At 36.9% G+C, this 18,550-nt stretch carries 19 protein-coding genes; 11 read left to right on the top strand and 8 right to left on the bottom strand.

All coding sequences use genetic code 11. The annotated features are described in order from the left end of the window. Positions 1-7: 7 nt before the first annotated feature. Complete coding sequence (locus V7161_RS27580) at positions 8-1,426, bottom strand: PAS domain-containing sensor histidine kinase (protein ID WP_335715993.1); 1,419 nt, start codon at positions 1,424-1,426, stop codon at positions 8-10. Positions 1,427-1,590: 164 nt separating this feature from the next. Further along, positions 1,591-2,355: a C40 family peptidase gene (locus V7161_RS27575; protein WP_335715992.1), complete on the bottom strand. Its 765-nt coding sequence runs from the start codon at positions 2,353-2,355 to the stop codon at positions 1,591-1,593. 369 nt (positions 2,356-2,724) lie between these two features. On the opposite strand from V7161_RS27575, the gene V7161_RS27570 reads away from it, so the two are divergent. Then, positions 2,725-3,906 carry a TIGR04053 family radical SAM/SPASM domain-containing protein gene (locus V7161_RS27570; protein ID WP_420491677.1) on the top strand — a complete coding sequence of 394 codons (1,182 nt, stop codon included), beginning with the start codon at positions 2,725-2,727 and terminating at the stop codon, positions 3,904-3,906. 41 nt (positions 3,907-3,947) lie between these two features. Here V7161_RS27570 and V7161_RS27565 read toward each other — a convergent pair whose 3' ends face one another. The 3 genes from V7161_RS27565 to V7161_RS27555 are packed head-to-tail and all read right to left on the bottom strand — an operon-like array spanning position 3,948 to position 7,476. Next, on the bottom strand, positions 3,948-5,045 hold the full coding sequence (locus V7161_RS27565; protein ID WP_335715991.1) for a Ger(x)C family spore germination protein: 1,098 nt from the start codon (positions 5,043-5,045) through the stop codon (positions 3,948-3,950). Beyond that, a complete protein-coding gene (locus tag V7161_RS27560) occupies positions 5,042-6,115 on the bottom strand; it encodes a GerAB/ArcD/ProY family transporter (RefSeq protein WP_335715990.1) in 1,074 nt (357 codons plus the stop codon). Before V7161_RS27560 ends, V7161_RS27565 begins: the two co-directional genes overlap by 4 nt. A gap of 26 nt (positions 6,116-6,141) precedes the next feature. Beyond that, the gene (locus V7161_RS27555; RefSeq protein ID WP_335715989.1) at positions 6,142-7,476 is read right to left on the bottom strand and encodes a spore germination protein; all 1,335 of its coding nucleotides are present in this window, start codon (positions 7,474-7,476) and stop codon (positions 6,142-6,144) included. 115 nt (positions 7,477-7,591) lie between these two features. Here V7161_RS27555 and V7161_RS27550 point away from each other — a divergent pair, with 115 nt between their 5' ends. From V7161_RS27550 to V7161_RS27510, 9 genes are all read left to right on the top strand, one after another. Continuing rightward, positions 7,592-8,935, top strand: coding sequence for a hypothetical protein (locus tag V7161_RS27550; RefSeq protein WP_335715988.1), 1,344 nt, complete (start codon positions 7,592-7,594; stop codon positions 8,933-8,935). A gap of 11 nt (positions 8,936-8,946) precedes the next feature. After that, positions 8,947-9,903: a magnesium/cobalt transporter CorA gene (corA, locus tag V7161_RS27545; RefSeq protein WP_335715987.1), complete on the top strand. Its 957-nt coding sequence runs from the start codon at positions 8,947-8,949 to the stop codon at positions 9,901-9,903. A 112-nt stretch (positions 9,904-10,015) separates the two neighbouring features. Continuing rightward, positions 10,016-11,038 (top strand): M42 family metallopeptidase, encoded by a 1,023-nt coding sequence (locus V7161_RS27540; protein ID WP_335716011.1) that lies wholly within the window; start codon positions 10,016-10,018, stop codon positions 11,036-11,038. A gap of 163 nt (positions 11,039-11,201) precedes the next feature. Beyond that, a complete protein-coding gene (dltX, locus tag V7161_RS27535) occupies positions 11,202-11,351 on the top strand; it encodes a teichoic acid D-Ala incorporation-associated protein DltX (RefSeq protein ID WP_335715986.1) in 150 nt (49 codons plus the stop codon). A gap of 17 nt (positions 11,352-11,368) precedes the next feature. Further along, positions 11,369-12,886, top strand: a complete 1,518-nt coding sequence (dltA, locus tag V7161_RS27530; protein WP_335715985.1) for a D-alanine--poly(phosphoribitol) ligase subunit DltA — start codon at positions 11,369-11,371, stop codon at positions 12,884-12,886. Continuing rightward, the gene (gene dltB, locus V7161_RS27525; protein ID WP_335715984.1) at positions 12,883-14,049 is read left to right on the top strand and encodes a D-alanyl-lipoteichoic acid biosynthesis protein DltB; all 1,167 of its coding nucleotides are present in this window, start codon (positions 12,883-12,885) and stop codon (positions 14,047-14,049) included. The genes dltA and dltB overlap by 4 nt, the downstream gene beginning before the upstream one ends. Before the next feature lie 5 nt (positions 14,050-14,054). Further along, on the top strand, positions 14,055-14,291 hold the full coding sequence (gene dltC / locus V7161_RS27520; RefSeq protein WP_223588656.1) for a D-alanine--poly(phosphoribitol) ligase subunit 2: 237 nt from the start codon (positions 14,055-14,057) through the stop codon (positions 14,289-14,291). Next, positions 14,288-15,502, top strand: a complete 1,215-nt coding sequence (dltD, locus tag V7161_RS27515) for a D-alanyl-lipoteichoic acid biosynthesis protein DltD (protein WP_335715983.1) — start codon at positions 14,288-14,290, stop codon at positions 15,500-15,502. Before dltC ends, dltD begins: the two co-directional genes overlap by 4 nt. 67 nt (positions 15,503-15,569) lie before the next feature. Continuing rightward, positions 15,570-15,809, top strand: coding sequence for a twin-arginine translocase TatA/TatE family subunit (locus V7161_RS27510; protein WP_335715982.1), 240 nt, complete (start codon positions 15,570-15,572; stop codon positions 15,807-15,809). A gap of 51 nt (positions 15,810-15,860) precedes the next feature. On the opposite strand, the gene V7161_RS27505 is transcribed toward V7161_RS27510, so the two are convergent. Continuing rightward, positions 15,861-15,986 carry a hypothetical protein gene (locus tag V7161_RS27505; RefSeq protein WP_263297650.1) on the bottom strand — a complete coding sequence of 42 codons (126 nt, stop codon included), beginning with the start codon at positions 15,984-15,986 and terminating at the stop codon, positions 15,861-15,863. 111 nt (positions 15,987-16,097) lie between these two features. Further along, positions 16,098-16,649 (bottom strand): hypothetical protein, encoded by a 552-nt coding sequence (locus V7161_RS27500; RefSeq protein WP_335715981.1) that lies wholly within the window; start codon positions 16,647-16,649, stop codon positions 16,098-16,100. Between the two features lie 260 nt (positions 16,650-16,909). Here V7161_RS27500 and V7161_RS27495 point away from each other — a divergent pair, with 260 nt between their 5' ends. Next, positions 16,910-18,133, top strand: a complete 1,224-nt coding sequence (locus tag V7161_RS27495; RefSeq protein WP_335715980.1) for an NAD(P)/FAD-dependent oxidoreductase — start codon at positions 16,910-16,912, stop codon at positions 18,131-18,133. 61 nt (positions 18,134-18,194) lie between these two features. Here the strand turns inward: V7161_RS27495 and V7161_RS27490 are convergent. Next, positions 18,195-18,550: phosphotransferase (locus V7161_RS27490; RefSeq protein ID WP_335715979.1), on the bottom strand; the 356-nt coding region annotated here is incomplete at its 5' end.

The raw sequence follows: 18,550 nt of genomic DNA, 5'->3' as shown, positions 1-18,550 counted from the left end.
CAATTAATTAATGAATAGGAAGCCAAATGGTTACGGTGGTCCCTCGTCCCTCTTCACTCTCAACTTTTATTTTTCCATGATGGCTTTCAATAATTCGGTAGCTGGTCATTAAACCGAGACCTGTTCCTTTTTCCTTAGTTGAATAAAATGGTTCACCAAGCTTTAACAGCCTTTCTTCTGGTATCCCGCAGCCGTTATCCTTAATTTTAATAATAACAGCTAATTCATCCACACAAATAGAAACATCAATCAGGCCCTTTTCGGACAATGCATCTAGGGCATTTTGAATGACATTCATGAAAACCTGTTTTAATGAATTCGGATCTCCAATAATCGAAGGCACTGAACTAATAGATGTAAAGTTGATTTTTAGGTTCTTCATCAAAGCCTGAGTTTGTAATAATTGAACCACCTGTCCAACAAGACTATTTATTTGAACAAGACTGGTTTTTTCTGCATGGGGCTTTGCCATTGTTAAAAATTCTGAAATGATTACTTCGAGGCGCTGTAATTCATCCAACACAATACCTAAGTAAACTGGATTAATTTCTTTTTCTGCGTTTAATAACTGCATGAATCCTTTAATGGGAGTTAGAGGATTTCGAATTTCGTGGGCTACCGCGGCAGCCATTTGGCCGACAACAGCCAGCTTTTCGGATTTTCTCAAGCGTTCGCCTGTTTCAATCCGGTGCTGGATATCCCTCGATACTGTCACAATTTCCTTCACTTTACCAGTAAGAGGATCTATTAAAGCCTTGATGGTTGACTCTAACCAAATATAGGATCCGTCTTTCTTTTTACAGCGGCAAGTAACTAACATTGATGTATTTTCCGGACCTATTCGGCACTGCTTTGTTACTATTGCCTCCAAATCTTCCGGATGAATGATTTCTTCTGGATTTTTTCCAAGCAATTCCTCTGGTTCGTAGCCCAGAACTGCCTTTACTGAGGGTGATATATATTGGTAGGAAAAATCCACCTGATGCAGCACGATGATATCTGATGAATGCTCAGCCAGCAGTCTGTATTTTTGTTCGTTTTCCCTTAGAACCGTTTCCATTTGCTTTTTTTCTGTTATATCAATAATTTGTGCGAGTATATACTCTTCCTCAGTTCCTTGGGCTTTAATTTTGGAAACATTTAAAATGCCGGTCTTAATTTCACCAGACTTGTGTATATACCTTTTTTCAATTTCATACTCATTTCTTCGTCCACTTAAAATCTCTCGAAATAAATGGACATCATTGGCAAGATCCTCTTTATGTGAAACTTCCTCAATAGATAATGCCGTTAATTCGTCCATTGTAAACCCAAGAAAATCACAGAAAGCAGGATTGTATTGCATATTCGTAAAATCAATCCGGCCAATTAATTGAGGAATCCTAGATTGATAAAATACTTCTTTTAAATGTGTGGAATTAAACATAACATCCTCCCGACAAGCTTGCAGCTTAAAAAAGAGATACCTATTTAGTATAAAGCTAAAACCCTATTTCATAAACTATAAATTTTCGAATTTTCTTAAAAATAACGCTTCAATCAACATAAAAAAACCTTTTATCGTTTTGGATAAAAGGTCTTTTTAATATTTTATAAATACGGGGTTCTAGCACCAAGGTACTTTGGTTTCCAGTAGGTATTTGTCATATCGGCGATGGCAACACCGTGTGATCCCGCTTGAATAAATTTATTATCGCCTAAATAAATTCCAACATGTGTTGGTCCCGGGGCATACGTTTCAAAAAATACTAAATCACCAGGGTTTGGGGTGCTGATCACCTTTAAACCAGACCACTGGGTTGCAGCTGTACGTGGAATTGTTATGCCAACTTTATTTAAGACATAACTTGTAAACCCGCTGCAATCAAAGCCAGCCGGAGTATTTCCTCCCCATAAATACGGAGTTCCAATATATTTCTTTGCTTCATCCATTACCATTTGAGCCTTTGAAACCGTTGGAGCCGGAATTGGTGATTGCAAATTCGCTGTAACCTTTAATACTTGGCCCACATAAATCGTATCGGATGTTAAGTTATTGATAGATTTAAGCTGTGTTACCGATAGATTATTTCGAGCTGCGATCCCCCAAAGGGAATCCCCTTTTTGAACTGTATATGTTGTTTCGTGGGTATGCGGAACTAATAATGATAGTTTTTGATTTACAAAGATATTATCGCTAGTAAGTTGATTCCATGCCCTTAAATCAGCAACTGACACACCGTTCGCTTGCGAGATTTTCCATAGGGTGTCTCCTGATTGGACCGTATAGATATTTTCATGTGCGTATACAGACCCTCCAAAAGAAGTAAACAAGATGCCGGCAGCGGCCGCAACGGTCAGTAGATGTTTTTTCATAGAGGCACGACTCCTTTTAATATATTGGTATATACATCATAAAGGAGATAGATGCCTGGTTAATATGGCAAAGATATGGTTTTCAATACAGTTCATACCTAAATTGGTAATGAATGCACATATTATTACACGAAAGAAAGATTGCCTTTCTAGATACTGTATAGGCTAGAACCACTTTTTTCAAAAACAGGTTATACCTATGTAACATATTTGTAATATTTTACGGACTAGATTGTTTACTATTTTCCTAGAAAACAATGTAGAAATTTTGTAACAAACCTCCCATGCACACACCGACGATAAAATTATAATGAACCTATAGAAACAATTTACATGTTTCAAAAAATAATAATGAATCTGGTGATGAAAATGCAAGGAATTAGTAAAGGCCATCCAAAGCTCAAAGGACATCCACATGGAATGGGTAAGACAATTGATTATGATCAAAACCCATTTATCGTGATTTGGGAAGTAACAAGATCTTGCCAGCTAAAATGCGTTCACTGTCGCGCCGATGCGCAGCTTACCCCTGACCCGCGGGAATTATCCCACTCGGAAGGAATCAATCTCATTGACCAAATTTACCATATGGATAATCCAATGCTTGTGTTCACTGGCGGAGATTGCATGATGAGAGAAGACTTATTTGAACTCGCTGATTATGCCATAAAAAAAGGTATGCGGGTTTCGATGACACCTAGCGCGACGCCAAATGTAACTATTAAAAAAATGAAAAAGGCAAAAGAAGTAGGTCTTTCACGCTGGGGCTTCAGCCTTGATGGACCAACCCCGGAAATTCACGATCACTTCCGAGGAACACCAGGTTCATTTGAACTTACGATTGAAAAAATAAAATACTTAAATGAATTAGATATGCCGCTGCAAATTAATACGGTTATCTCTCGGTACAACTATGATCATCTCGAAGATATGGCCAAGTTGGTTGGTGAGTTAAAGGCAGTAATGTGGTACATCTTCCTGCTTGTTCCAACTGGCCGCGGTCAATTAGAAGCATGTATTTCACCGGCAGAGCATGAAAAAGTTTTTCGCTGGCTATACGAATTAAGCAAAACCGCTCCATATGATATTAAGACGACCGCAGCACAGCATTACCGCCGAGTGGTATTGCAGCAAAAACAGCGGGACCATTTAATCGAAAAAGGCGAAATTAACTACGAAGATACGATTACAACTGATTTCGCCTCGATGCACGATGGCTTAAAGCGGGCGCCAAAAGGTGTAAACGATGGAAACGGCTTTGTGTTCGTGTCTCATATTGGCGATGTCATGCCAAGCGGCTTATTGCCGATTGTCGGCGGAAATGTTCGTGATACTCCACTTGCAGAAATTTACCGGGAATCAAAAGTATTCAAGGAGCTTCGCCAACCTGACAACTATAAAGGCAAATGCGGTGTCTGTGAATATAACAAAATCTGCGGCGGTTCCCGCTCTAGAACGTATGCGGTAACTGGAGACTATTTAGAGAGTGAACCGTTCTGTGTATATATTCCACAAGCAATGAGGAGTAAAGAAACCTCCTCTTTAGTATAAATTAAAAATGGGCATTCCAATTTTAGGAATGCCCATTATTATCATTCTATTAGTCCCGTATCACTGATTTCTACCTTTGCATCCACCTTAAAGGCGAGATGAGGATAAATTCGCTGCCATTCTTCCCAATCATTATTATTAAAATGACGAGAGCGATAACGTAAGCCAAAACCAATTGGGTCTACATTTGCTTTTTGAATTTTAACTAATACCTCTTTGATTTGCTTTTTCAATCGTTTTTCAGCAGCTTTTTCAAAGCGGGATAATTGTTCATTCGTTATTTTAGCTGTCATTTCCTCAATATTCCCTTTTACCTTTACACTCACCTTGATGCATGGCTGTTTTCCTTTTAGTGTAATAATTTTATATTTTGTTTTTATTTTGGTCGTGCTCACAATAAATTTTATGTTTCCTGTTTTCACCCATAAGGCACTTTTATTTTCCCGATTCATTATGTGATTAAGGATTTTCGTCTCTTCTTGAGTTAGACTAAGAATCAATTTGCTTTTATTAAAAAGCCCTACTGAGTTAACTTCCAGTAATTCTTTTTTCGCTTCTATGATTGGAAGAAAGGGGTCTAATCCTCTTTCAATTAATCTTTTTTTCATATCAAAATAAAACTCAGAAATGATATAGGGCGTTTCCGATCCATCTTTACCGAGAGATAGGAATAAGGCGTTTGATGGGAGCTGTTCTGATTTAGGCTTTACCTTAAGGACATCCATGGCGGTTGGTGTACCGATCGCCACCCAGGCAATTTCTTGGATATCTCTTCTTCTTGCTAACCAATAATAAACCCCTGCGTTATCGGTTAATTTAACCATTTCTTCGCTAAACACCACTACTTTGGCATGACTAAAATCAATTTCTTTATCCACTTTTGTTTTGATAGCCCTTACGGCTTCTGCCATAGAATCAGCTTTTTCAGTAACAATAAAAAAATCATTTGCCTTATTCTTTCCACCTGGTATCGCAAATTTAAGGCTGACTAGATATTTTTTTGAGCTATTCTTTGCCTTATCTACCCCGATACTGACAACAAACAAGCGTTTATCGATGTCTTTAAAGCCGCAGCCATTTAACAATAAAACTGCTGATAATGAAATTACGATCAATCTCCATTTCACAAGTGTTTTCATGCTGTACGCCTCCTTGCCCAAAGGAAAAAGATCGTGACGGTTATCACTTCAACACCAAGAAGAAGGATCATCCAATAAGCAGTTATTTTATTTAAAAGAACCGTATTCAGAAAAAGGACACCAGCAAATGCACAGCAAGTAAAGGCAGCCAAAATCATCCAATTCTTCTTTTTGTTTTCTTTTTCTTTGAAGGTTCCTTTCAATAATTCAAGGGCCACATGCCAGTGAATGGAAATACTCATTAATGAAATACTCATATAGAACATTAAAAATATGTATAAGACTCGTTCAATTGGACTATAAACTAATCGGAGTGAATCTGAAGTGGAAATCCACGGATAGAGATATTCCTGCGCTCCATCTGAACCGTGAAAACCAATGGGAATAAAAAAAGTGGTAAATAAATTAAAAATCCCCAAAAATAAGATAATAATAAAATTCCAAATCTTTAATCTTTCTTTGATTACCCGATTAAATATGATTAAATTCGTAAAACCAGAAAAACTATAAGTTGCTGCAGCCATTGCTTTTAAGCTTGGTTTCTCAAATAAGTGTGTCCCTACTTCAAGTATAGAATCCCAGCTTAAAAACTCGCTTGTAAGCGTCTTATAGATAATAAAACCTATTAACGGTGTATTAAGATATAAGACAATTTCCAGAAAATACATGACCCTTTTTGTCGGAAGCTGGATGATTAGAAAAATCGCTGCTAAATAAATCGTTATCAGAAAAAGTTTCGGCATCTCCGGATTAACGAAACGGCTTAATATATCTGTAAAACCAAGTAAAGTAATGAGCCCAGCTGAAAACCACATAATTTGAATACTCCCTAAGTGAAGATTTACCAACCACCGGTACTTTGAATGGGCTAGTATTTCTGGTAAACCCTGGCCTGGGAATTTATTAAGGGCGTGACTGTATAAATAATTCATTCCAATCCCGATTGGTATGGCAATAAGGACCCCCATAACCGCACCCTTATAACGATACTCAATCAAAATTTTCGGAATAAAGATAATAACATTGATCAGCATATTCAAGATAACTAAATATAAAAAATATCGATTCACAGACCTCCCCCCTCAAAAATCAGTTACTATTCTTTGCTGGATTTGGTTTGTACCAGTGTTAAAAATGGCTGTCCAAAACTGTCAAGCTTAACCATATAGGCGAGAAACATGAAAAATCCGAGCACAACGCCCACCAAACCGAAACAGGTAGCTAACGCTAAGATGATATATTTTACGATCCTTACAGAGAAACTAAAGGCATTAATCGGCACGACAAAGTTAGAAATGGCAACGGCTGATACGATGATAATCATAATGTTGCTAACCAGACCTGCTTCAGTAGCTGCCTGCCCTAAAATCAAGCCTCCAACTGTTGTTGCCGTAGGTCCAATGGCTTTTGGAAGACGAATACTGGCCTCAGTTAATAGCTCCATCATGAACAACATAATTACAACTTCCACAAAGGATGGGTACGGTACTGCTGTTCGGCTTCCGGCTATGGACAGAGCCAATTGAAACCTAAATAGTTCCGGATTATAGCTTGTTACTGCTACATATAACCCTGGCAGGATAAGGCTGGTAACAAAACCGACATATCGCAAGACCTGTAGAAAAATGGAAACCCAATAGGTTTGATATATATCTTCCATGGAAGCCATAAAATCCTTCATGACAGTGGGTAAAACGACGGCAAAGGATGAACCAGATACAAGCAGAACCACTTTTCCAGCCGCTAAATTCACTGCCACCCTATCCGGCCTTTCTGTTACAAGCATGACAGGAAATAAAGCCCGATTGCTTTTTTTTATTAGGTCCAATAACTGCTCTCCAGTTTGGAACATTTGGATATCAACTGAAGCTAGAAATTCTTTGACTCTTCTTAGGACATCCTGATCTACTAATTTTTCATCGTGAAGAATCATTACTTTTGTTTTTGAAATGGCTCCGATTGTGGTGGATTCCACCTTTAAGGTAGTTTCTGGATAACGGTGGCGAATGAGACCGAGGTTTGTCGGCAAGCTTTCACTAAGACCTGATTGAGGACCTTGAATGGTGGTTTCAACCGTCGTATCTAAAACCGAATTATTCCTGTCTACTTTACTATCAAATATAAAGATAAAATCCTGATAAAAAAGTATGGCCACTCCTCTGATTAACTCTTCAAGAGTTTGCTCTTCATTCTCAAATGGTTTTACCTTCGGGTGTGATTGCAGATAATCCAAAAACCTTTCTGCTGTTGTAATTTCGAAAAAAGGTTTGACCACATAATCTTGGATGACAGTCTCATCACTAATCGTTTTTATATATAAAGCTTCAATGTATTTTTCTTTCGTATGGAGTTCCTTGAAAACAGCATCCTCAGACTGCATTATTTTTTCTTTTAAATCTTCTTTGATGGATAGAACTTTATTAGATGGCATCTCCATGCTCCTAACAATTTCTTTCATCCTAATTTCCCTCAAAGATTGGAATTTTATTCTATTAAATCGGGAATGTTGATTTTAGACAGCTTTTATCTGAAAGGAAAATATGGAAATGATGATAAAGGAAAAACAGGTATCACAGGCATTTTTTCAATTTATTCTCCCCTTCTCTTGGAAGGCAGCTACGATACGCAATTTCATCTTATTTCTACAAAAGAATCAATTTACTCCATATCGATTACATGAATTACATAATGAATCGACCTATTATGGAGGCTACCAAGTCTCACACAGTGAGATGAAGGCTTTTTTTCATCCCTTAACCTCTCAAATTCTCTTTCCATCATCCGGTTATGAGAAGGGGTTTCAAAGATATACGAAAGTTATAAACGTAGAGAGCTTGTTGAACATTGACCATCTAAAAGTACCGTTTCAAATCCATTCCATTGATTTGATCATCTGTCCTTATGAGCTTGGATTCATTACAGTACGCACAGAAATAAAGGATACCTCTTTATCGAATGCGATAGATTTTGCAAATCATTTTAATAGGAAGGATTATGAGGATTTGCTACCAGATTTGGGACCCTTTATTGATTTGGATTCACCGCCCCCATTTTTAGAGCCAGACAAAATGCATATCCAATCGCTTCTTCATTTAGCTAATGAAGAATCCATTGATGAAATCGATGTATTCCGCTCAGTAACGCTTTGTGGGGAGGACGCAGGAAATCATGAATATATACACAACTATGTAAAAGACCACAGCTATAGCCGATGGGCACCCAATACATTTATCTGTGTAAATGAACATTGTTTTACATGTATAACAAATAGCAGTACTCAAAAATTAATGGCAGAGGCCAAAAACTTTTACGGGGAAAATTACTACTTGCAACTAATTAATCTATTTAATAAATTGGTGTTTGTTAAAATTGCCCATAACTATTCAACCATTCACATTGAGAAAGATTATAATGAAATAGAAAAACTAATTTATTTTATTAATTCGTTTAGCTCAAATTTTTTCTTTATCGAATATCCAGCTAAACCGGATGGTCAGGAACTTTTTAGGCTTTTTAGACGTGCCTATGATATTGACTCATTGTATTTAAATACAAAAGAGACACTTTTCAGCTTGTTTAAGTATGAGGAAAATTCAGTGACAAAAAAGGATAGTATGCTCCTTTTAGTTCTCACGCTTTATACGGTTATCTGCGGAATCTTCAGCATGAATCTATTTACAAAGGATCTAGAAGGGAAGATTCATTGGTCACATTTTAAGTCATATAATCCCTTTGAATACTTCGCTGTCTTTATTGTCTTTAGTGGTATAATTGTGGTAGGAATCCTTGGTTTTCAAAGTTTGTATCAAGTCATTCAAGAAAGAAAGAATAAAAAGCAATGGGATGAGCAAGCTGTTATTTCTCCCCAAATTCCCAAAAAAAGTAACTAGGAGTAATTATTATGATTAGCTTCATGGGTATTACCCAGTCAAATACATTAGTAAAACTAGATTCGATTGATAAATTAACTCTACCCAAATATAAACGCTTTTGGGTGGATTTTAATGAACCGACTGATGATGAGATAAAACATTTAAGCGAAACTTTTAATTTTCATCCACTGGCTATTGAAGATTGTATAAATACTACCCTTCAAAGACCTAAACTCGATTATTACGATGAATATACATTTTTTATTACTCACATTGTTCGAGAAGAAAGAGAGGAAATCACAAAGGAAGAGCTAGAATTTTTTGTAGGTGAAAACTATATAGTTACTTTCCACCTTAAGCCTTCTATTGAAGTTTCTCAAGTAGTGAATAGAATAACAACTTTAACCAACTTAGATAAGTTTACAAATACTCATGTGTTTTATGAAATTTTAGACAAAATCGTAGACAACTACTTCCCTATTATTTACAAAATTGAGGATAAGTTAGATGAAATTGAAGATAACACTCTTAATAAACCAATGAATAATTTATTAAAAGAATTATTCGAAACAAGATATATGTTATTAAATCTAACGCATACTGTTAATCCAATGCGTGATCTGCTCTACCGAATGTTAAATTCTCAGCATTTGAAAAACTTAATTACAAGAAAAGAATATTATTCTGATATCTACGACCATCTTTTAAAGTTATCGGAAATGCTGATGGCAAACCGAGAGATAACCGCCGACATTCGGGATAACTATCTTTCGTTAAATTCCCATCAAACCAATAATGTGATGAAGGTTCTTACCATTATGACTTCCATTTTCGCGCCCCTAACTTTAATTGCAGGAATCTTCGGGATGAATTTTAAAAATATGCCCGAATTGGATTGGAGATATGGATATGGCTATTCTCTTGTCTTAATGGGCGTAATCGGATTATCCATGTTTCTCTGGTTTAAGAAAAAAGGATGGTTTTGATTTAATTACACTATTGTTAAATTTTCGATATAAACCAATCTATGTATAATTAGAGTGTATGAAAAATCAGAAAGGGGAAAATTCCGTGCCAAATAAATATACAGATGGAACCATGAAATTATTGACGGACTTAGTATCAATTCCAAGCCCGTCCGGCAATACAAATGAAGTCATTACTTATGTTGAAAAATTCCTTACCGAGCTGAAAATTGAGACGAAAAGAAACCGCAAAGGCGGATTAATTGCGACGATTGAAGGTAAAGACCAAGGCCGCCACCGGATGCTGACGGCTCACGTTGATACACTCGGGGCAATGGTTAAAGAAATCAAATCGAATGGGAGACTCAAAATTGACCTGATCGGTGGATTTAAGTTCAATTCGATTGAAGGAGAATATTGCCTGATTGAAACAAGCAGCGGCAAAAAATATACAGGGACCATTTTAATGCACCAAACCTCGGTCCACGTTTATAAAGATGCCGGAAAAGCAGAGCGAAATCAGGAAAACATGGAAATTCGAATTGATGAAAAAGTACATAATGCCGACGATATTCGGGCACTTGGAATTGAAGTAGGTGACTTCGTTTCCTTTGACCCGCGTGTGGAAGTAACGCCAAGCGGCTTCATAAAATCCCGCCATCTAGATGATAAGGCAAGCGTGGCTCTATTGCTCCAGTTAATGAAGCAGATAAAAACTGAAAATATAACACTCCCTTATACGACACATTTTCTAATTTCTAACAATGAAGAAATCGGCTACGGCGGCAATTCCAATATTACACCGGAAACAGTTGAATATTTAGCCGTTGATATGGGAGCTATGGGCGATGGTCAATCTACAGATGAATACACGGTCTCCATCTGTGTAAAGGATGCAAGCGGCCCTTACCATTATGGATTGCGAAAAAATTTAGCTGCTTTAGCAGAAGAAAATCAAATTGAATATAAACTCGATATTTATCCTTTTTATGGTTCCGATGCGTCTGCCGCTATCCGTGCCGGCCATGATATTGTCCATGGACTAATTGGACCTGGTATTGATTCATCTCATGCCTTTGAACGTACTCATCAATTGTCGCTTGAAAATACTGCTAAGCTTTTGTTCCATTACATCCAATCAGAATTAGTTCAATAATCTTCTTTTCAAAAAGGCCAAGTGTCACAACTTGGCCTTTTTTATATTTTTTTTTAGGATTTGGTCACTTAAAATTAATTCTTTTCTCATCTAATTTTAATGCAACAGATTCAAAACCGAATTATTATAGTTAAGTCAGTTGGGATTTAGGGGGTACACCACTATGTTTGCTAAATTTAAAGCTTTCATTGTCGATCAAAGGATAAAGTGGTTCGGTCGCTTTGTCTATTATTTGCTGATACTTCTTTTGTTATTTTTTATGTACGGTTTTAATGATGCAAGTGCCGGTTCTTATATTTACAACGACTTTTAATGTGAGGTAGGTAAACAATGAGAATATTAAACACCATAAGAGAGCTTGCACAATCACAACCCGAAACATTGGCCTATATTTCACCCAATGTGGAAATTACTTATTCCGAGCTTTGGAGACAGTCTGATCAAGTGGCTGACTTTCTTTTAAACCAAAATTTACAAAAACAATCACCGATATTGGTATATGGACATATGGAAGCCTCGATGCTGGTTTCTTTCTTAGGAAGTGTAAAGTCAGGTCATCCCTATATACCGGTAGATACATCGATTCCGTCGGAGCGGGTGATAAATATCATCAACAGTGCTCGATTAGAATTAGTCATTAATTGTTCTGGGCAAGAGATGGACATTGATACTTCTTCAATTTCTGTTGTGACTTTAGAGGATATCCTTTTGGGGCAAGCCTTAGAAAACCAGGTTGACCCTAAGAACTGGGTTGAAAGCCAAGATAATTTTTATATCATATATACGTCCGGCAGCACGGGTAACCCTAAAGGAGTTCAAATTTCAGCAGCTAATCTGGAGAGTTTTGTGGATTGGATGACTGCGGATTTTCCGATCAATGGACCATTTCGATTTTTAAATCAAGCACCTTATTCCTTTGATCTTTCTGTTATGGACCTTTACCCTGCTTTGGTCAGCGGAGGAACCCTTTTTTCTATCACCAAAGAAATGATTGCAAGGCCAAAACTTTTATTTGAGGCATTAAATAATTCTAAAACACAAATTTGGACATCTACGCCCTCTTTTGTGCAGATGTGTTTAATGGACCCCTCTTTTAATGAGGAGCTGCTGCCTGATCTTTGCGTGTTTTTATTTTGCGGGGAAATCCTTCCTATTGGCATCTGCCGGCAATTATTCGACAGGTTTCCTAAAGCTAAAATATTCAACACCTATGGACCAACAGAGGCGACGGTAGCAGTAACCTCGATTGAGGTTACTGCTGAAATGTTGGATTCCTATCCATATCTCCCGATTGGAAAACCGAAAGAAGATACACAGATCCTATTTTTAGATGAAAATAGTAATGAGGTTTCCCCTGGTGAAAATGGAGAAATGGTTATTGTCGGTCCAAGTGTTAGTAAAGGGTATCTTGGACAGCCGGAACTAACGGAACGGGCTTTTTCTCAATATCATGGACATCTCGCGTATCGCACAGGGGATGCCGGCTACCAAAATCAAGAAGGGCTTATTTTCTACAAAGGCCGGATTGATTTTCAAATTAAACTGCATGGCTATCGAATGGAATTAGAAGAGATCGAATTCCATATTGCTAAATCGAAATTTGTGAAAGCTGCAGCCGTCATACCAGTTTTTCAAAATGAGAAAATTGATTATTTAGAAGCCGTGATTATCCCTGATCATCATGAATTTGAAAAAGAATATCAGTTAACGGGTGCGATAAAAAAAGAACTTGGCGAATTTCTCCCTGCTTACATGATTCCGAGGAAGTTCTCCTATCATAAAGAGCTTCCGATTACGGCCAATGGGAAACTGGATCGAAAAACAATAAAGGATATGGTGCGGACATGACGCCATATGGTTCTTTCACATTCTTTATCATCATCGCCATCCTTTTAGCACCGACTATTATTCTTGGTTTACGGGGAAAAAGATTTCATACCTATAATATGCTGACAACGATTGCTGCCTTAGGTTTGATCTTTTCATCTTCTCTTAATCAGGCATTGGCGTTAATACTGTTTACCATTTGGCAGGTTTTATTAATCAGGTTATATATCCATTACCGAAAACAATCAAATGGCAATGGCATTTTTTACTCGGCGGTTTTTCTATCAATTCTGCCCTTGGCCGTTTCGAAGCTTCTGCCTTATTTTTCGCACATTAGCGTAATTGGTTTTCTAGGAATTTCTTATTTAACCTTTAAGGGCACACAAATCATTATGGAGATTAGAGATGGGCTTATTAAAAAGGAACTGCCGTTATCTAAGCTGCTATATTTTATCCTGTTCTTCCCAACCATTTCATCGGGTCCGATTGACCGATACCGCCGGTTTGAGAAGGATTTAGAAGCGCAAATGTCCGGAGATGATTATAAGCAGCTCCTTTATGATGGAATCAATAAGATCTTCCTTGGGTTTTTATATAAATATATTATTGGGTATTCTATCAATCATTTTTTTATCGCTAATTTACGATTTATTGCCCATAGCCAATTCCAGCATCACTTATATTATATGTATGCATACAGCCTCTATCTCTTTTTCGATTTTGCAGGATATAGTGCGTTCGCGATTGGTGTTAGTTATATTATGGGAATTAAATCTCCGGAAAACTTTAACAAACCTTTTATCAGCCGCAATATCAAAGATTTTTGGAATCGCTGGCATTTGAGTCTCTCCTTCTGGTTTCGAGATTATGTTTACATGAGGTTTGTTTTCTGGATGACAAAGAAGAAATGGATAAAAAATCGTAACATTGTCTCAAATCTTGGCTATATTTTACTCTTTTTAATCATGGGCTTCTGGCATGGTCTTGAAATCCAATATATTCTCTATGGAATCTATCACGCCCTGCTGATGGTTCTTTATAATTCATTTGAACGATTTAACAAGAAGCATAAATGGTGGCCAAACAATAAATTTACCCATGTGGCAGCTATTATCATTACGTTCCATTTCATTTGCTTTGGGTTTTATATTTTCTCAGGACAATTATTTCAAAAGGGAGTTTGATTAACATGGAATTTAAAAATGAAGTTATCGCATTATTAGCTGAAATCTGCCAGGACGATGTTGTGAAGGAAAATCCGGATATTGATTTATTTACGTCTGGTCTGTTGGATTCTTTTGGCACTGTTGAATTACTTGTTCAGGCCGAGGAACGGTTTAATATTCTCATTCCTATCACAGAATTCGATCGCGAAAGTTGGAACACACCAAATAACATTGCCAATTTATTGGCTGATAGAAGATGAACAAACCTTTATTTTCACCAATTTTCTTAGCTTTCCTTGTTCTGGCTATGCTGATATTAATACCCAATCAATGGATTGAAGAACTTATTCCAAAATCTAGAGTTGCTCAAGCGGCAACGGAATTAAATCCATTTATGTTTCAAGGAAAGTTTGTTCAAAAAAAGATGTTGGAGAATAAACAATATTTGCCGATTTATGGCTCATCTGAGCTTGCAAGGCTGGACCGTTTTCATCCGTCCAATTATTTTAAGGAATCGAAGGATGGATTTACACCATTTCTTGTTGGCCGAGGCGGGACAGAATCGTTAATTCACTTTTTAAATTTTTCAGAGCATACGAATCAGCTTAAGGGGAAAAAGCTCGTTTTTGTCCTGTCTCCGCAATGGTTTCAACCGGGAGGAGCAGACGAAAGCCATTTTGTCCCCAATTATTCTTCCCTTCAAGGATATGATTTTGCCTTGAATCAAAATATAGATCCAGTGATAAAGAAAAAAGCCATTAAGCGTTTGCTTACTTTTTCGCCGATAAATAGTGACCCGCTACTTTCAACGATATTAAAAGCGGAAATTACGAATGATCCTTGGGAAAAGAAAAAGGCTGCTATCTATCGTCCCTTTGCCACTCTTTATCATGATTTATTAGTTAAAAAGGATTTTTATTATACGCTCGCAGGCGGTTTTCCTCGTAATCGTGATATTAACAAAAAAGTCCGAAATAAATCCTGGGACCAATTAGAAGTCCAAGCTGAGCATTTGGGTGAACGACAATCAACGAATAATCCTTTTAATATTAGTAATTATCAATACAATAAAATAAAGAAAATGGTTCCTTCCTTAAAGGATTCAAAGGTCGGGGCATCCTATGGTGAATCCCCTGAATATGGTGATTTCCAGCTTGTCCTTGATTTGCTGAAGGAATCAGGAGCGAAACCATTATTTGTATCTGTTCCCGTAAATGGGAAGTGGTATGATTATACAGGCTTTCCTTTAGAAGGCCGGGAAGCTTATTACACCCGAATAAAAAAGCAAATTGAGTCCGAGGGCTTTCAAATTGCCGATTTTTCAAATCATGAATATGACCCTTATTTTATGAAGGATACGATTCATATTGGCTGGAAAGGCTGGGTATACACAGATAAAGTTATAAAGGATTTTTATGATGGGAAAAATGTAACTGATACTTTAGCTCAAGCAAAATTGCAGAAAAACTAGAATAATTATAGTATATCCGTTATAATAATGTAGACTATTTACCAGCCACTCACTAGGAGATGTAATTATGTTTTCAAATATTGGTGTACCGGGATTAATTTTAATTTTAGTGGTTGCTTTGGTTATCTTTGGGCCAAATAAGCTGCCGGAAATTGGACGCGCGTTTGGCAAGTCAATTCGTGAGTTTAAGAGAGCGACAGAAGGAATTGCCGACGATATCAAGGAAGAAATTAAAGAAGATATAAAAGAAGCGAAACAGGAAGAAATTAAGGAAGTAAAACAAGATAAAGTCGATCTAAAAAAGTAATTGTACAATGTAAAAACATCCCCAAATTGTTTAAGGGATGTTTTTTTGTTTTTACTTCCGGGATTTCTGTGCCATTGCTTGAAACTGGTTCATGAGCATTTTTCGGGATTTTTCATTTCGAAGTAAAAACGCTGCCCCTAAACCTACAGTTGCCAGCATTAAATTTTTTCGTTTCATTGGGATACCTCCTCAAATATGCATCATTATTAATTTCCCCCAGGTTTTACTTTTTAACTACTGAAATTAGAAAAAGCCAATCCTTGAGAGTTGGCTTTTTCACTACAATAATTATTTCTTTAATAATACTTTAAGCTTTTGGTTATGCTCTTTGGTTTGCTGTAATAACTGATTTAATAGCAATGTTGCTTGTTTGTTATCTTTTTTCTCAACGGCAAGACTTAAATCATGATACATTTTCCATTGTCCCATCCCCTTGCCGCCATGTGCTTGCTTTATGAATTCCTCTTTTGTAATTTTACCTTCATCCAATTGCTTTTTTAATTCCTGCATTTTTGCCATTTTCTCATTTTTCCATTGCTCGCGCTTTTTTGCATTATCAGGACTCATCCACTGCTTGTGAAGCGTCTTTCTTTCATCAAGTACCTTCGTCCATTCTGCTTTTTTATTAGGTGTAAATTGGTCTACCCAAGCCAGAAGCTTTTGCTCTTTTTCCTGCATATGGGCTTGCCAGTCTCTGTGCATTTGATGATGCTGCTTGCCTTCAGCACAGTCACACGGCTTTTTTTCCATATGGTCTACCGGTGCATGTTCATGTGCACCCACAATTCCTGGGAATGTCAATAATAGCCCCAACGACAAACTGAACAATTTTAACTTCATTCAATATCCCATCCTCACTTTTATACTTAGAAGATTAAACCAGTTTTAAATTGGCACGAATTTATCATGCCCAGTTTTTCAAAAAAAATTTACCATTTTGACAAAAATTTAGGAATTAAACTCTTGAGTTCTTTTATAATGTGTCGTAATCTATAAATAAGAATTTATGTGAAATATTTCACAATAAATATACGAGCAACTGCTTTATTTTTTTAATATAAGTATGTGAAATACTTCACATTATTAGGAGTGAATAATTCATGAAAAAACCAAAAATCGTAATCTTGGGTGCCGGATACGGCGGAATCATGACAACTAAAAAACTTGAAAAGCTGCTAAAACCAGGTGAGGCAGATGTAACCCTGATAAATAAGCATGATTATCATTATATTACAACCCAGCTTCATAAAATTGGTGCTGGAACAGCAGCAGACCGGCAAATTGCCATGTCCATTCCCGACTTAATTGACCAAGACAAAACTCATTTAAAAAAAGGCACAGTCTCTTCTATTGATATCAACTGCCAGGAAATACACCTAGAAGGCGGAGATACGGTGGAATATGATTATTTATTAGTGGCATTAGGATTTGAAGTTGAAACGTTTGGAATTCCTGGTATTAAAGAAAACGCATTTGAAATAAGAAGTTTTAGAAGTTCTAAAGCCATTTACCATCAAATTATCAAGCAGCTAACTCTTTATAATGAGGATCAAGATCCTTCCCGCTTGACCTTTATCGTGGCTGGAGGCGGCTTCACTGGTATTGAAATACTTGGCGAATTAGCTGAAGGACTTCCAAAGCTATGTAAAAAGCATAATGTTCCATATGATAAGGTGAGAATAGTCGCTGTTGAGGCTGCAGCTTCAGTGATTCCATTTTTTCCGGAAGAATCTATTCAATATACAACTGAAGTGTTAGAAAAAATGAATGTGGAATTACACATGGCAACCAAAATTTTGGAATGTACGCCTGAAAAAGTTAGTTTAGAAAATAATCTGGAGATTGCCACACGGACACTTATCTGGTCATGCGGGGTAAAAGGCAACTCAATCCTGCAAAATTCCGAATTACCACTTATAAAAGGTAAAATCCCTGTAGACCGCTTCCTTCGAGTTGAAAACAGTAAAAACGTCTTTAGTATCGGAGACTGTTCATTATTCATGAAGGATGAAAAAACAGCATTGCCTCCAACCGCACAGGTTGCCTTACAGGAAGCCGATATATGTGCAAAAAATATTGTTGCCACAATACGAGGGAAAGATCTAACAGCCTTTGAATACAACCATAAAGGGTCTGTTGCCTCCATTGGAACAACGTCGGCTGTTGGTAAAGTTGGCAATTTCCGCCTTTCTGGCTTATTTGGAGCGTTTATGAAACAGGTCATTGAAGCAAGGTACCTATATAATCTGGGTGGTCCTGCTCTTATTGTAAATCAGCATTTTGGTGTTAACAGTGAATCAGTAAAAATTACTGCAAAACAATAACCTGATTCAGTAATCCCTATTTTAATCGAACAGCCCTATTTTTTAAAATGGGGCTGTTCGATTAAGAGATCGGAATAAGAATTCTCGCCAATTCATTAAAATTAGATGCACGTTTGGCCTCCTTGCTTTGCGATACAAAATAATTTATATCGCTAAAACGATGGAGGATTGTATACGTCATTAATTTTTTTTGCAGTATGTGATTAACCTCTATTTTTGGAAAACCATAAGACTCAAGGAAATGCTTAATAAGTTTTTGATTACTATTAAACATAAACATGATAGGTCCTAATAGATCATAGTCACCATCTCCCAAAAAACAATCAGCAAAATCAATAACGCCAGTTAACTTCCAATTTCCATTTCTATTGTTTAACAGTAAATTAAAAGGAGTGTATTCACCAGTAAGCAATTTAT

The organism is Neobacillus drentensis (assembly GCF_036965425.1).
Classification (GTDB): Bacteria; Bacillota; Bacilli; order Bacillales; family Cytobacillaceae; genus Neobacillus; species Neobacillus drentensis_F.
Note: the sequence above shows the minus strand (reverse complement) of the source record. Positions and strands in the feature narration are given on the sequence as shown.